This window comes from Streptomyces subrutilus, from assembly GCF_001746425.1.
Classification (GTDB): domain Bacteria; phylum Actinomycetota; class Actinomycetes; order Streptomycetales; family Streptomycetaceae; genus Streptomyces; species Streptomyces subrutilus_A.
This window is the reverse complement of record NZ_MEHK01000001.1, coordinates 5209764-5222418: the sequence shown is the minus strand read 5'-3', so window position 1 is coordinate 5222418 and position 12655 is coordinate 5209764. Positions and strand designations below refer to the sequence as shown.

Below are 12655 nucleotides of genomic sequence, written 5' to 3'. Positions count from 1 at the left end.
GCTGGAGTCGAGCGACGATGGTGAGCGGATCAGGTGAGCGCAGGCTCCGCCTGGGGTACGTCGATCTCGATGCTGTCGAGCAGCGAGTCTCCGTCGTGCTGAGCGGCGGCCGCGTTCAGCGCGTCATTTTCGGACTGAATCCGTACGAGCTCGGACTCGAGGTCCTGGACGCGCTGCTGAAGCCGTCGCATCTCGGCGAGGAGTCGCGGGTCGGAACCGCCGACGTAACCGAGAAGCGCCTTTGCCATGATGGATGGTCCTCCACACTGAGTGACCGACCGAAGCGGTGTGGGTCGTGAGGGAATCGCACCCGCGGATGTCCGGCAGCGACTGTCAGTCACTGCGCTTACTACTGCCAGCACTGCCAAACAGCTCGGGTGCGCGGGGCTTCCAGCGTCTCACCAAAAAGTTTGACGGTCAACACGATCACGCCCCGTATCGGCGGGCAGCCCGGGCCCCGCAAGGGGCGTGGAGATCATCCTCATCTCCGAGCCTTCCACGGATCGTCCGCGCCGGCAACGCGTCGACGGAGAATGCGCAGATCCGAGCGTGTGCGGACGGGTTCAGCGTGTGATCAGTACATGATCAGCCGAACGCTCAGCGGATCGCGAACCCCTCGTAGCCACCGCGCGGTGTGCCCCAGATCTCTGTCACCCCGTCGACCCGGCCGGGCGTGTCGGCCGAGCGCAGCCAGTCGAGCAGCCGGTGGCAATTCTCACGTTGACCTTCCGCCACCACCTGCACTCGCCCGTCGTCGAGATTGAGCGCGAAACCGACGACTCCCCCGATCTCCAGAGCGTTCTCCCTGGTGAACCAACGGAAGCCCACTCCCTGCACACGGCCGCGCACCCAGGCGATCAGGCGGACATCTTCATTCATGCGTGAACGCTAACGGGGCAAAGACTTTCGGGGCACATCGCCCCCTGGCGCCATGGCGTACAGTCGCGCACCAATAACCTCACCCGTTTGGGTGAGTAAGGACGATCTTGATCTGGTAAGGGAAGGCACGACGCCGATGGGACGCCACGGACTCCACGCCGCACCGCGCCGCGGCGGCAAGCGCGGCACCGCCCTGCGCACCGGCCTCCTGGGCGTTTCGGCGGCCGTGGCGCTCGGTACGGCGGCCGTCACGACCGGCATGGTGCCGGTCGGGGGCTCCTTCCCCTATGTCGGGGTCTCGGGTACGGGATCCGACGACGCGGCCAAGACCCGCGCGCAGGCCTCGCCGAGCCCCGACGGCAGCGCCGTGGACCAGCAGGGGGGCCTCGCCAACCTCTCCGGCCGCGTCGCCACCGGCTCCCCCTCCGCGAGCCCGTCCGCCTCCCCTTCCCCGTCCGCCTCCGCTTCCCCGTCCGCCTCGCCGAGCCCGTCCGCGTCGGCCTCCGCGGCAGCCTCCGCGTCGCCGTCGGCCCCCGCCTCCCCCAAGGCACCGGCCCCGGCCCCGCCGAGCACCCAGCAGCCGGCCGCGCCGACCACCCAGGCCCCGGCCAAGCCCGTCGTCCCCGCGCCTGCGAAGCCGTCGACCGCCGCGCCGTCCACCAGCGCGCCGGCGCCCCGGCCGCCCCTCGACGGGCACTCCGCCGAGGAGGCCGCCGTGGTCGCCCTGGTGAACCAGGAACGCGCGCAGGCCGGCTGCGGTCCGGTCCGGGCGAACCCGCCGCTCGCGGGGCTGGCGCGTGCGTTCAGCAAGGACATGGCCGCCCGCGGCTTCTTCAGCCACACCGACCCCGACGGCAGCAGCCCGTGGGACCGCGCCGCCAAGGCCGGCATCTCGGGCCTCGGCGGCGAGAACATCGCCCGCGGCCAGGGCGACGCCGAAGCCGTGATGAAGGCCTGGATGAACAGCCCGGGCCACAAGGCGAACATCCTCAACTGCGAGTTCCGCACCCTGGGCGTCGGCGCCCACGTCGCCGCCGGCGGCCCCTGGTGGACCCAGGACTTCGGCTTCTAGGCGTACCGCCGGTCAACTCGTCGGGGGCCCTGAGCCCCCGGCCCCTCACACCGCGGCGAGCGCCGCGCGGCCCGCGACGACGACGCGGGCGTGCTCCGCCACGCGCCGGCCCAGGTGCTCGGCGGTCGCGATGTCGGCCTTGTGGACCGCGTCCGCGCCCTCGTCGGAGTTGGTCTGGGCGGCGGCGCCGGCGAAGACGCCGAGGCGGTTGAGGTCGTTCTCCGATCCGGTGCTGGAGTTCCAGCCCGGCTTCAGCCCCAGGTTGACCCAGCTCATGCCGTGCTGCGCGGCCAGGATCTGGAAGAACTGCAGGGTGTGCAGCTTGTCGCCGCTCTTGGAGGCCGAGTTGGTGAAGCCGGCCGCGACCTTGTCCTGCCACACGTCGCCGAACCAGCGCTTGGACGTGGCCTCGGCGAAGACGTGGAAGGCACCGGAAGCGGTGCCCATGTAGGTCGGGGAGCCGAAGACGATCGCGTCGGAGGCGTCGAGCAGCGCCCACTGCGCGTCGTCGATCTCGTCGACCTTGATGAGGTGGACGGTCGCGCCCGCCTCGGCGGCGCCGGCGCGGACCGCCTCGGCGACGACGGCGGTGTGGCCGTAGCCGGAGTGGTAGGCGATCGAGACGACGGGGGTGTGCGTGGTACCGGACAAGGCGATCTCTCCTCGGAACATCCCGTCGTCCGCGGAAGCGGCACGGCGGGGAAGGCTGCGACGAGAGATAGAAAAGCACTAACTTTTCGAAAGCGCAACCCGCTGGTTAGCGCTGCGCGGAGGTACGCTGTCTCCATGGACACCGCATCCGCCTGCGCCGAGGGCACTGATTCCGAACTCGCGTTCGACGTCTTCGCGCGCACGTGCCCGTCCCGGGAAATCCTGGAACACGTCACCGGACGGTGGGGCAGCCTCACGGTGGGCGCGCTGCGCGAGGGCCCGTGCCGTTTCAACGAGCTGCGCCGCCGGGTGGAGGGCGTCAGCGAGAAGATGCTCTCCCAGACCCTGCACGCGCTCGAGCGCGACGGCATCGTCCACCGCGAGGCCCAGCCGACCAACCCGCCGCGGGTCGACTACGAACTGACGCCGCTCGGCGTCGAGGTGGCGGACCGGCTGCTCGCGCTCATCCACTTCCTGGAGGGCAGCATGCCGGAGGTCCTCGCGGCCCGGGGGGCCTACGACGGGACGCGCGGGGCCCGCTGACAGCGCGGGCAGAAGTAGCTCGACCTGTTCATCCACGGCCGGCGCCGCATCGGGGTACCGCAGCGGCGGCACGGCTCGTCCTCGCGTCCGTAGGCGTCGAGCGAACGGTCGAAGTAGCCCGACTCGCCGTTCACGTTGACGTAGAGGCTGTCGAAGCTGGTGCCGCCGACCGCGAGGGCCGCGTTCATGACGTCCCGGACATGACCCAGGAGTTCCGTGCTGCGCAGGCGCGTGAGGCTCGCCGTCGGGCGCTCGTAGTGCAGCCTGGCGCGCCACAGCGCCTCGTCAGCGTAGATGTTGCCGACCCCGCTGATCAGCGACTGGTCCAGCAGCGCCCGCTTGACGGTGGTGCGCCGGGCGCGCAGCGCCAGGTGGTAGGCGCCCTCGTCGAACAACGGGTCCAAGGGGTCGCGTGCGATGTGGGCGATGACGTCGGGCAGCCCGTCGGCACTGTCCGCGGCGACCTCGTGCAGGGAGAGCCCGCCGAAGGTCCGCTGGTCGACGAAGCGCAGCTCGGTTCCGGCGCCGTCGCCGAACCGCACCCGGATCCGCAGGTGCTTCTCGTCGGGGGCGTCCTCGGGTTGCACGAGCAGCTGTCCGCTCATCCCCAGGTGCCCGAGGACGGACAGGTCCCGCCCGGCCAGGGGCAGCCACAGGTACTTGCCGCGCCGCTGCGGCACCCCGATCGTCTCGCCGCGCAGCCGCGCCGCGAAGTCGGCGCCGCCGCCCGGATGGCGCCGTACGGCCCGCGGGTGCAGGACCTCGACGGCCTCGACGGTCCGCCCTGCCACCCAGCGCTCGAGGCCCCGCCGCACGACTTCGACCTCGGGCAGCTCGGGCACGGTTCTCCTCCGGTGGCGGTGCGGTTCGGTCGCTGCCGCCGAGCCTACCGGCCCCGCCCCGGGGGCCCGGAAACGGGACCGCCCCGCCCCCTGCCGGGGCAGGGGGCGGGGCGGGGACACCCGGAAGGAAGGGTCAGGCGCTCGGCGTCGGGTCGGCGGGCGTCGGCGCCCCGCCCTCCTCGGCCGGAACACCGGCTTCGGCGGCCGCTTCGGCCGCGGCGGCAGCCGCGTTCCGCTCGTCCGCCGCGGTACGGATACCGCGCCAGGCGGACTCCGCCGCCTGCTGTTCCGCTTCCTTCTTGCTGCGGCCGGTGCCGGTGCCGTACGAGACACCACCGACGCGGGCAGCAGCAGTGAAGGTCTTCTCGTGGTCCGGCCCGGTCTCGGTGACCAGGTATTCCGGTACGCCAAGACCTTCGGCCGCCGTGAGCTCCTGGAGACTGGTCTTCCAGTCCAGGCCGGCTCCCAGGTTCGAGGACTTCTCGATGAGCGGGTCGAAGAGCCGGTGCACCAGCTCCGCGGCCGCGTCGAGGCCCTGGTCGAGGTAGACCGCGCCGATCACCGCTTCAAGGGTGTCGGCGAGGATGCTGGCCTTGTCCCGGCCGCCCGTGCCCTCTTCGCCCCGGCCGAGCCGGATGAAGGAGCCGAGTTCGAGGCCACGCCCGACCTCCGCCAGTGCACGCGAGTTGACCACCGCGGCCCGAAGCTTGGCCAGCTGGCCTTCGGGGAGATCCGGGTGGGTCGTGTACAGCGTGTCCGTGACCACCAGGCCGAGCACGGAGTCCCCGAGGAACTCCAGCCGCTCGTTGGTGGGCAGGCCGCCGTTCTCGTACGCGTACGAGCGGTGGGTCAGTGCACGCACCAGAAGGGCGGACTCGAGTCGATACCCGAGCCGCCCTTCCAGAAGCTTGTGGGACGAGGCCGCGTTGCTACTGTCTGCCTGCTTCTCAGCGTTGGACAGCTCAGACATTGCGCCTCTCACCAGCCGCTCAGACCTCGAGGACCTGGCGCTTGTTGTAGGTGCCGCAGCTCGGGCACGCAATGTGCTGGAGCTTCGGCTCCTGGCAACGCTCGCACGAAACCAGGGTGGGGACCGCAGCCTTCCACTGCGACCGGCGGTGGCGCGTGTTGCTGCGCGACATCTTCCGCTTCGGAACAGCCACGGCTACTTCTCCTGCTTCTCGGCGGCGCCCTGAACTCCGTCAGAGGCAGTGCCGCTCATGTTGTCCTTCTCGCCGTCCTGATCGGTCACGACGAGTCCTTGCAATGCCGCCCAACGGATGTCGACGGCGTCATGGTGGTGGTCCGGGTCATCGTTCAGGCTGAGCCCGCAATCGGGGCACAGTCCGAGACAGTCCTCCCGGCACACCGGCTGCAGCGGCAGTGCGAGCACCACCACGTCGCGCAGCACGGGTTCGAGGTCGAACAAGCCGTCCTCGAGGAAGAGCGTGTCCTCGTCGTCCTCGGCGTCGTCGGCCGGCTCCGCCTTGGAGCGGGTCCGGTCGTCGGCGTCAGGGTACGAGAACATCTCCTGGAAGTCCGCCTTGAGCTCGCGCTCGACGGACTCCAGACACCTTACGCACTCCCCGGTCGCCGATGCACGGACGGTGCCTGTGACGAGCACCCCTTCCATGACCGACTCGATGCGGAGCTTGAGCTTCAGCGGGGCGCCTTCCGGCACTCCGATGACCCCGGCGAGACCGAGGTCCGCCGGTGCCGCGATCTCGCGGGACAGCCGCTGCATGGCACCAGGACGCCGACCCAGCTCGTGCGTGTCGAACACGAGGGGGTTGCGGTGGTCGAGGCGGGTATTCAGGGCCGTTCCTGCTTTCACAGATCGCTGAAGATCAAAGTTCCGCCCGTACATGGGCAGCATGGATCGCGGTGCATACGCGCGACCGAAGAGCCAGGATACCCGGCGCCGCGCTCTGCGCCCAATCCGGACCTAGCGCCCCTGCTCGTACTGGCGCAGCTGGTCCAGGTTGATCATGCTCGTGTCGAAGAGACTGGTCTCGTCGAGCGAGGACTGCTGCGCCTGGGGCTCCTGGTACGAGGCGTACGGGTCCGGCTGCTGCTGGTACCCGGCGTAGGGGTCGGGCTGCTGCGCGCCGTAGTGCGCGGCGTAGCCGGCTCCGTCGGTCCCGGCGCCGGCGTAGGGGTCCTGGTGGCTCTGGTAGGCGTAGCCGTCCTGCTGCTGGGGCTGCTGCTGGTAACCGTACGTGTCGTACACCGGCTCGGGCTGCGCCGGGATCGGCGCGTGCACCGGCTGGGGCTCGGCCAGGCCGGCGAGGAAGTCGGCGTCGCTCGCCGAGCGGGACTGCTGCACGCCCGCCGCGTCCTGGGCGGCCACGTGCGCGCCGAGGTCGTCCGTGGGCACCCGGCCCAGCAGCTTCTGCCGGCCGCGGCCGACGGCCTCCAGGGTCTTGGAGAGCACCGCCTCGAAGGTCGCGAGCTTGGTGTCCACGTACGCGTCCGCCTGCTGCCGCTGCGTCTCGGGGTCGTGGCTGCGCTCGGGCGCCTCTTCGTCCGGGTAGCCGTGCTCGTCGAGGCCCGGTCCGCGGCCCAGCAGCTTCTCGCGGCCGCGGTCCACCGATCCGATGGTCTTGGTGAGCACGACCTCGAAGTTGGCGAGCTTGCTGTCGACGTAGTCGTCGGCCTCCGCCCGGATCTCGTCCGCCTCCCGTCGGGCCTCCTCCAGGATCCGGTCGGCCTCGGCCTGGGAGCGCCGCGCGATCTCGGTGTCGGAGATCAGCGAACCGCGCTGGCTGTGGGCGGACTCGATGATCCGCTCCGCCTCCCGGCGGGCGTCCTCGACCAGCTGCTCCCGTCCGCCGATGAGCTCCTGCGCCTGCGCGAGCGAGCCGGGGAGCGCCTGGCGGACCTCTTCGAGCTGGGCGAGCAGCTCGGCGCGGTTGATCACGCAGGAGGCCGACATGGGCATGGACCGGGCGCCGCCGACGGCCGCGACGATCTCGTCGAGCTTCTTCTGCACGTCCATGGGGGCTCGCACTCTCTCGGCCTCGGGCGGTTCCCGAGTCGGACGGCACGACTGTAAGGCCAGCGGGCGGCCCCCCGACACTGACTGACGGGCCGCCAGACGGTCAGCGGCTGCCCAGGCGCTCCATCAGCGCCGTGTGGACGTGCGCCGGCAGCAGGTGGGCGACGTCGCCGCCCCACGCGGCGACCTCCTTGACCAGGGAGGACGACAGGAAGCTGTAGGTGGGGTTGGTCGGCACGAAGAGCGTCTCGACGCCCGACAGCCCTATGTTCATCTGGGCCATCTGGAGCTCGTAGTCGAAGTCGCTGACGGCGCGCAGGCCCTTGACGATGGCCGGGATGTCCCGCTGCTTGCAGAAGTCGACCAGCAGCCCGTGGAAGGACTCGACCTGCACGTTCCCGTAGTCGGCCGTCGCCTCGCGGATCAGCTCGATCCGCTCCTCGACCGTGAACAGGCCCTGCTTCGACTGGTTGATCATCACGGCGACGTGCACGACGTCGTACAGCCTGGAGGCCCGTCCGATGATGTCGAGGTGTCCGTTGGTGATGGGGTCGAAGGATCCCGGACAGACGGCGCGGCGCAACTGAACTCCCTCGTTCATGAGTCTTCGCTGGTGAAGGCGGCGCGACCGTACCAAAGGGTGCCCTCGCCGTACTTCCGGGACCGGAGCGGCTCGAAGCCCTCGGGCCACGGGAAGGCGCCGCTCCTCGTGCTGCGCTCCACGGTGACGAGCGCGTCCTCCGTGAGCCAGCCATTGGACCGGAGTGTGAGCAGGATCTCCCGAAGATCGTCGTGGGTGACGGCGTACGGAGGGTCCAGGAAGACGATGTCGTACGGTTCGCCGCCCGCCTTCCCCGCGACGACCTGCTCGGCCCTGCCCGACCGGAATTCGGCGCCGGGCAGGCCCACGGTCTTGATGTTGTCCCGGATGGACTTGGCGGCCTTGGGGTCGGTCTCGACCAGCAGGGCGTGGTCCGCGCCGCGGGAGAGGGCCTCCAGGCCGACGGCTCCGGAGCCCGCGTAGAGGTCGAGCACCCGGGCCCCCGCGACGCCGTGCAGCGACTCCCACGTGGAGAAGAGGCCTTCGCGCATCCGGTCGGAGGTCGGCCGGGTACCGGTGCCCGGGGGCACGGCCAGCCGTCGCCCGCCGGCGCTGCCGGCGATCACGCGGGTCATCGATAGGTCCTTCGGTCTGCGGACGGAGTGGGCCCCCCTATTGTCAGCCCTTCTCGAGATACTGCTCCCGTTCGGTGTCCAGCAGGGCGTCCAGCGCGGTCCGCAGGCCCGGCAGCCGCTCCAGTTCGGGGTCCTCCGCGACCACGCGGGTGGCCTCCTCCCGGGCCTGGGCGATGACCTCCTCGTCCTCGATGACGGCCAGCATCCGAAGGCTGGAGCGCACGCCTGACTGGGCCTGGCCGAGGACGTCGCCCTCGCGGCGCTGCTCGAGGTCGATGCGGGAGAGCTCGAAGCCGTCGAGGGTGGCGGCGACGGCGGCCAGCCGGGCCCGGGCCGGGCTCGCCTCGTGCATCTCGCTGACCAGCAGGCACAGGCCGGGCGCCGAGCCCCGGCCGACGCGGCCGCGGAGCTGGTGGAGCTGGGAGACGCCGAAGCGGTCCGCGTCCATGATCACCATGACGGTGGAGTTCGGCACGTTCACCCCGACCTCGATGACCGTGGTGGCGACCAGCACCTTGACCTCGCCCGCGGCGAAGCGGCGCATCACGTCGTCCTTGTCGGCCGGGTCCATCCGCCCGTGCAGCACCTCGACGCTCAGCCCGGCCAGCGGGCCGCGGGCGAGCTGCTCGGCGATGTCCAGGACGGCGAGCGGCGGCCGCTTCTCGGCGTCGTCCTCGGGGGAGGCCTTGGCCGAGCCCTTCTTCTTGGGCTCCTCCTCGTCGCCGATCCGGGGGCAGACCACATACGCCTGGTGGCCCTTCTCGACCTCCTCGCGGACCCGCTCCCAGGCCCGGGCGAGGAAGTGCGGCTTGTCCTTGGCGGGGACCACGTGGGTGGCGATCGGCGAGCGCCCGGCGGGCAACTGGTCGAGGACGGAGGTCTCCAGGTCGCCGAAGACGGTCATGGCGACGGTGCGCGGGATCGGGGTCGCCGTCATGACCAGCAGGTGCGGGGGCTGCTTCCCCTTCGACCGGAGCGCGTCGCGCTGCTCCACGCCGAAGCGGTGCTGTTCGTCGACGACCACCAGGCCGAGGTCGTGGAACTGGACCTTGTCCTCGATCAGCGCGTGCGTGCCGATCACGATCCCGGCCTCGCCGGTGACCAGGTCGAGCAGAGCCTGGCGGCGCGCCGGCATCCCCATGGACCCGGTGAGCAGCACCACCTTGGTGCCCTGGTCCGATCCGCCGAGCATGCCGCCCTCGGCCAGCTCGCCCATCATCTCGGTGATGGAGCGGTGGTGCTGCTGGGCGAGCACCTCGGTGGGCGCGAGCATCGCGGCCTGGCCGCCGGAGTCCACGACGGCGAGCATCGCCCGCAGCGCGACCATCGTCTTGCCGGAGCCGACCTCGCCCTGGAGGAGGCGGTGCATGGGGTGTTCGGTGGCCAGGTCGTCGAAGATCTCCTGCGAGACGCCCTGCTGGCCCTCGGTGAGCGTGAAGGGGAGCTTGGCGTCGAAGGAGTCGAGCAGTCCGCCCGGGACGGGGCGCCGGGGCACGGCCGGCAGCTGGGAGTCGGCGTGGCGGCGGCGGGCCAGGGCGACCTGGAGGACGAAGGCCTCGTCCCACTTCAGGCGCTGGCGGGCGTCGTCGATGTCGGCCTTGGCGGCCGGCCGGTGGATCTTCAGCAGGGCCTCGGTCAGGGGGACCAGGCCGCGGCCCTCGCGCAGTGCGGGCGGCAGCGGGTCCACGGCCTCCCGGGCGCCGGGCAGCACCGCGTCCACGCACTTGGCGATCTTCCAGGACTCCAGCTTCGCGCAGGCCGGGTAGATCGGGATCAGCTGGTTCGCGAAGGCGGTGGCCGCGTCCCGGTCGGAGGCGTCCGCGCCGAGCGGCTCGTAGGCGGGGTGCGCCAGCTGGAGCTTGTGGTTGAACCTCGAGACCTTGCCCGCGAACATCGCGCGGGTGCCGGGCAGCAGGTCCTTGTGCGGCTTGTGCACGCCCGCGCCGAAGAAGACCAGCTGGAGCCGGCCGTTGCCGTCGGTGATGGTCACCTCGAGGCGTTTGCCGCGGCCGCCGTTGAAGGTCAGGACGCGGGCGTCGGCGACCTGGGCGACGACGGTCACGTGCTCGTCGATCTGGTCGGCGAGCTCGGCCAGCGAGGTCAGCTCGCCGCGCTCGGCGTACCGGCGCGGGTAGTGGTGGAGCAGGTCCAGGGCCGTGTGCAGGCCGAGCTGCTCGGCCAGCACCTTGGCGGTGGCGGGGCCGAGCGTCTTCTTGAGGTCTTCGTCGAGCGCGGGCACGTGTTCCATTGCACACCATGGCGCCGACAAGCCCGCTATTCCACCCCGATGAGGAGCGGCGCCGAGTACCGCCCGCCGCGGTAGGTGACCGTGTCCACGGCCAGGTGGCCGTGCTGGACGTGGGCCTCCAGGTGCTCGGCGAGGGTGTCCGGCACCTCGGGTCCCAGGACGAGGGTGACAAGCTCGCCGCCGGAGCCCAGCATCCGCTCCAGGACGGCCACGGCGGTCTCGGCCAGGCTCGGGCCGATGACGGCGACGTCGCCGTCGATGAGGCCGAGCACGTCGCCGGCCTGGCAGATGCCGGCCGAGGTGAAGGACTGCCGTTCGGCGACGGCGAGCTCCCCGTACCGGGTGGCGCCGGCCGCCGCGGTCATGGCGACCACGTCCTCGTCGAAGCTGGCCTCCGGGTCGTGCACGGCGAGGGCGGCCAGGCCCTGGACCGCGGACCGGGTGGGGACCACCGCCACGCGCACGCCGTCGGCGCGGGCCCGTTCGGCCGCCGCGGCCGCGATGGCGCGCAGCTCGGCGCCGCCCGGCAGCAGCACCACCTCGCGGGCGTGCGCTCGGCGGATGGCGTCGACCAGCTCGGCGACGGCCGGAGCCTGTCCGGGCCGCACGAGCACGGTGGTCGCGCCCGCCTCCCCGCACAGGCCCGCCAGCCCCTCGCCGGGGACGACGGCGACCACGGCCCGCTGGGCGCGGGGGCCGCGGGCCCGGCGCCGCTCGTCGCCGAAGTGCGTGATGCGTATCCGGTACGGCCGGCCGGCGACGACCCCGGCCTCCACGGCCGCGCCCGGGTCGTCGACGTGGACGTGGACGTTCCACAGCCCTTCGCCGCCGACCACGACCAGGGAGTCGCCGAGTCCGTCGAGCCGCTCGCGCAGTTCCCCGACCGCCGCCTCGGAGGCCTCCAGCAGGTAGACCACCTCGTACGCGGGCCCCTCCTCCTGGGCGCAGGGCTCGGGGGTCTGCGGTACGGGCACGGCCCGGCCGCGCACCGGCTCGGCGGCCGGCTCCTGGCCGGAGAGGGCCTGCCACAGGGCCCCGAGTACGGCGACCAGCCCGCAGCCCCCGGCGTCGACCACCCCGGCCCGGCCCAGCGCGGCCAGCTGCCCGGGGGTCTCGGCCAGGGCGGCGCGGGCCGCGTCGTAGGCGGCGCGGGCCACGTCGGCGGCGGTTCCGGCCGCGCTCCCGGCCGCCTCGCCGGCCCGCGCGGCCGCCGCCGCGACGGTCAGCATGGTGCCCTCCACGGGGTGCGCGACCGCCCCGTACGCCTCCTCCGCGGCCCGGGTCAGCGCCTGGGCCAGCAGCCGGCCGGGCTCCCGCCCGCCGGGTCCGGCGGGTTCGCCGCCGAGTACGTCGGCCACCCCGCGCAGCAGCTGCGCCAGGATGGTCCCGGAGTTCCCCCGGGCTCCGACGAGGGCCCCGTACGCGTAGGCCCGTACGGCCTGGGCCAGGGAGGTCGGCGGGGTGGCGTCGGTCACGTCGGGGGTGCTCCCGGGCGCCTTCCCGAAGGCCTCGTCGAGGGCGCGGTCGGCCGACTCGGCGGTGAGGTAGAGGTTCGTCCCGGTGTCGGCGTCGGCCACCGGATAGACGTTGATCGCGTCGATGTCCTCGCGGGCCCGGCCCAGTGCGGCCAGGGCCAGCGAGCTCCATGTGCGCACCGCTTCGGCGTCGAGCTCGTCGAGGGGCTGCGGCTGCGGCTCGTGCGGCACCGGGCGTTCCTCCTTGTGCGGGCCAGGGTTCACCGCAGGGTAACCAAGGACGGCCGGGGCGTCCGGCTCACGGGGGCGGGGGGCAGCGGCGGTCATGGTAGTTTTCTTGGACCGACGCAGTCGTTGTATGCTGCTCCGGTTGCCCGATGAGAGTCGGGCCATTCCCCCCGGCAAGCCACTTCAGACCTCTGATTCCGGTGCGCCGGGTTCACTGTAAGTGCATCTGAAGTCTTTGGAGTGACCTGTGGCTGCCAACTGCGACGTTTGCGCCAAGGGGCCGAGCTTCGGCAACAACATCTCCCACTCGCACCGCCGCACCTCGCGTCGCTGGAACCCGAACATCCAGCGCGTCCGTGCCGTGGTCAATGGGACGCCGAAGCGCCTCAACGCCTGCACCTCGTGCATCAAGGCCGGCAAGGTCTCGCGCTGACGCCTCCCGTCGTAGCGCAGCTCTTCCGGTTGCCAGGAAGACCGGTTCACCTCTGGTGAACCGGTCTTTTGCCTTTCCCGGCCCCGGCGGGGCCGGGGGCGGGTGCCGGG

Annotated in this window: 15 protein-coding genes; 3 read left to right on the top strand and 12 right to left on the bottom strand. The window is 71.9% G+C overall.

The genetic code is table 11. The features are described 5' to 3' along the window. Positions 1-29: 29 nt before the first annotated feature. Both BGK67_RS24675 and BGK67_RS24670 read right to left on the bottom strand, forming a co-directional pair. Positions 30-248: a hypothetical protein gene (locus BGK67_RS24675; protein WP_069922122.1), complete on the bottom strand. Its 219-nt coding sequence runs from the start codon at positions 246-248 to the stop codon at positions 30-32. Positions 249-597: 349 nt separating this feature from the next. Further along, positions 598-879, bottom strand: a complete 282-nt coding sequence (locus BGK67_RS24670; protein ID WP_079154357.1) for an acylphosphatase — start codon at positions 877-879, stop codon at positions 598-600. Between the two features lie 136 nt (positions 880-1015). Here BGK67_RS24670 and BGK67_RS24665 point away from each other — a divergent pair, with 136 nt between their 5' ends. Then, complete coding sequence (locus BGK67_RS24665; RefSeq protein ID WP_079154356.1) at positions 1016-1951, top strand: CAP domain-containing protein; 936 nt, start codon at positions 1016-1018, stop codon at positions 1949-1951. A 45-nt stretch (positions 1952-1996) separates the two neighbouring features. On the opposite strand, the gene BGK67_RS24660 is transcribed toward BGK67_RS24665, so the two are convergent. Beyond that, a complete protein-coding gene (locus BGK67_RS24660; RefSeq protein WP_244291304.1) occupies positions 1997-2602 on the bottom strand; it encodes a flavodoxin family protein in 606 nt (201 codons plus the stop codon). Positions 2603-2737: 135 nt separating this feature from the next. Here BGK67_RS24660 and BGK67_RS24655 point away from each other — a divergent pair, with 135 nt between their 5' ends. Next, positions 2738-3145 carry a winged helix-turn-helix transcriptional regulator gene (locus tag BGK67_RS24655; protein WP_069922120.1) on the top strand — a complete coding sequence of 136 codons (408 nt, stop codon included), beginning with the start codon at positions 2738-2740 and terminating at the stop codon, positions 3143-3145. On the opposite strand, the gene mutM is transcribed toward BGK67_RS24655, so the two are convergent. The 9 genes from mutM to BGK67_RS24610 all read right to left on the bottom strand — a co-directional run bounded on the left by mutM (position 3118) and on the right by BGK67_RS24610 (position 12211). Next, a complete protein-coding gene (gene mutM, locus BGK67_RS24650) occupies positions 3118-3987 on the bottom strand; it encodes a bifunctional DNA-formamidopyrimidine glycosylase/DNA-(apurinic or apyrimidinic site) lyase (protein ID WP_069922119.1) in 870 nt (289 codons plus the stop codon). The genes BGK67_RS24655 and mutM overlap by 28 nt on opposite strands. A 133-nt stretch (positions 3988-4120) precedes the next feature. Further along, positions 4121-4957: a ribonuclease III gene (gene rnc, locus BGK67_RS24645; protein ID WP_069922118.1), complete on the bottom strand. Its 837-nt coding sequence runs from the start codon at positions 4955-4957 to the stop codon at positions 4121-4123. A 19-nt stretch (positions 4958-4976) separates the two neighbouring features. Then, complete coding sequence (gene rpmF / locus BGK67_RS24640) at positions 4977-5150, bottom strand: 50S ribosomal protein L32 (protein WP_003965982.1); 174 nt, start codon at positions 5148-5150, stop codon at positions 4977-4979. A gap of 2 nt (positions 5151-5152) precedes the next feature. Continuing rightward, positions 5153-5854, bottom strand: coding sequence for a YceD family protein (locus BGK67_RS24635; protein WP_069924084.1), 702 nt, complete (start codon positions 5852-5854; stop codon positions 5153-5155). Positions 5855-5932: 78 nt separating this feature from the next. After that, entirely contained in the window at positions 5933-6985 is a 1053-nt protein-coding gene (locus tag BGK67_RS24630; protein ID WP_069922117.1) for a DivIVA domain-containing protein, read from the bottom strand. A 103-nt stretch (positions 6986-7088) separates the two neighbouring features. After that, on the bottom strand, positions 7089-7568 hold the full coding sequence (coaD, locus tag BGK67_RS24625) for a pantetheine-phosphate adenylyltransferase (RefSeq protein WP_208948827.1): 480 nt from the start codon (positions 7566-7568) through the stop codon (positions 7089-7091). A gap of 14 nt (positions 7569-7582) precedes the next feature. Next, a complete protein-coding gene (gene rsmD, locus BGK67_RS24620; RefSeq protein WP_069922115.1) occupies positions 7583-8161 on the bottom strand; it encodes a 16S rRNA (guanine(966)-N(2))-methyltransferase RsmD in 579 nt (192 codons plus the stop codon). A gap of 43 nt (positions 8162-8204) precedes the next feature. Next, positions 8205-10409 carry an ATP-dependent DNA helicase RecG gene (recG, locus tag BGK67_RS24615; protein ID WP_208948744.1) on the bottom strand — a complete coding sequence of 735 codons (2205 nt, stop codon included), beginning with the start codon at positions 10407-10409 and terminating at the stop codon, positions 8205-8207. 26 nt (positions 10410-10435) lie between these two features. Further along, positions 10436-12211 (bottom strand): DAK2 domain-containing protein, encoded by a 1776-nt coding sequence (locus BGK67_RS24610; RefSeq protein ID WP_079154355.1) that lies wholly within the window; start codon positions 12209-12211, stop codon positions 10436-10438. Between the two features lie 148 nt (positions 12212-12359). Between BGK67_RS24610 and rpmB the strand changes: the two genes are divergently transcribed. Next, complete coding sequence (rpmB, locus tag BGK67_RS36495) at positions 12360-12545, top strand: 50S ribosomal protein L28 (RefSeq protein WP_007266795.1); 186 nt, start codon at positions 12360-12362, stop codon at positions 12543-12545. Positions 12546-12655: the final 110 nt, after the last annotated feature.

Bases quoted from the DNA above. Each gene is read 5' to 3' on its own strand.
- BGK67_RS24635 (WP_069924084.1), bottom strand. From the start codon at position 5,854: ATGTACGGGCGGAACTTTGATCTTCAGCGATCTGTGAAAGCAGGAACG.
- BGK67_RS24670 (WP_079154357.1), bottom strand. From the start codon at position 879: ATGAATGAAGATGTCCGCCTGATCGCCTGGGTGCGCGGCCGTGTGCAG.
- BGK67_RS24655 (WP_069922120.1), top strand. From the start codon at position 2,738: ATGGACACCGCATCCGCCTGCGCCGAGGGCACTGATTCCGAACTCGCG.
- BGK67_RS24665 (WP_079154356.1), top strand. From the start codon at position 1,016: ATGGGACGCCACGGACTCCACGCCGCACCGCGCCGCGGCGGCAAGCGC.
- rnc (WP_069922118.1), bottom strand. From the start codon at position 4,957: ATGTCTGAGCTGTCCAACGCTGAGAAGCAGGCAGACAGTAGCAACGCG.
- BGK67_RS24675 (WP_069922122.1), bottom strand. From the start codon at position 248: ATGGCAAAGGCGCTTCTCGGTTACGTCGGCGGTTCCGACCCGCGACTC.
- BGK67_RS24630 (WP_069922117.1), bottom strand. From the start codon at position 6,985: ATGGACGTGCAGAAGAAGCTCGACGAGATCGTCGCGGCCGTCGGCGGC.
- BGK67_RS24610 (WP_079154355.1), bottom strand. From the start codon at position 12,211: ATGACCGCCGCTGCCCCCCGCCCCCGTGAGCCGGACGCCCCGGCCGTC.
- rsmD (WP_069922115.1), bottom strand. From the start codon at position 8,161: ATGACCCGCGTGATCGCCGGCAGCGCCGGCGGGCGACGGCTGGCCGTG.
- recG (WP_208948744.1), bottom strand. From the start codon at position 10,409: ATGGAACACGTGCCCGCGCTCGACGAAGACCTCAAGAAGACGCTCGGC.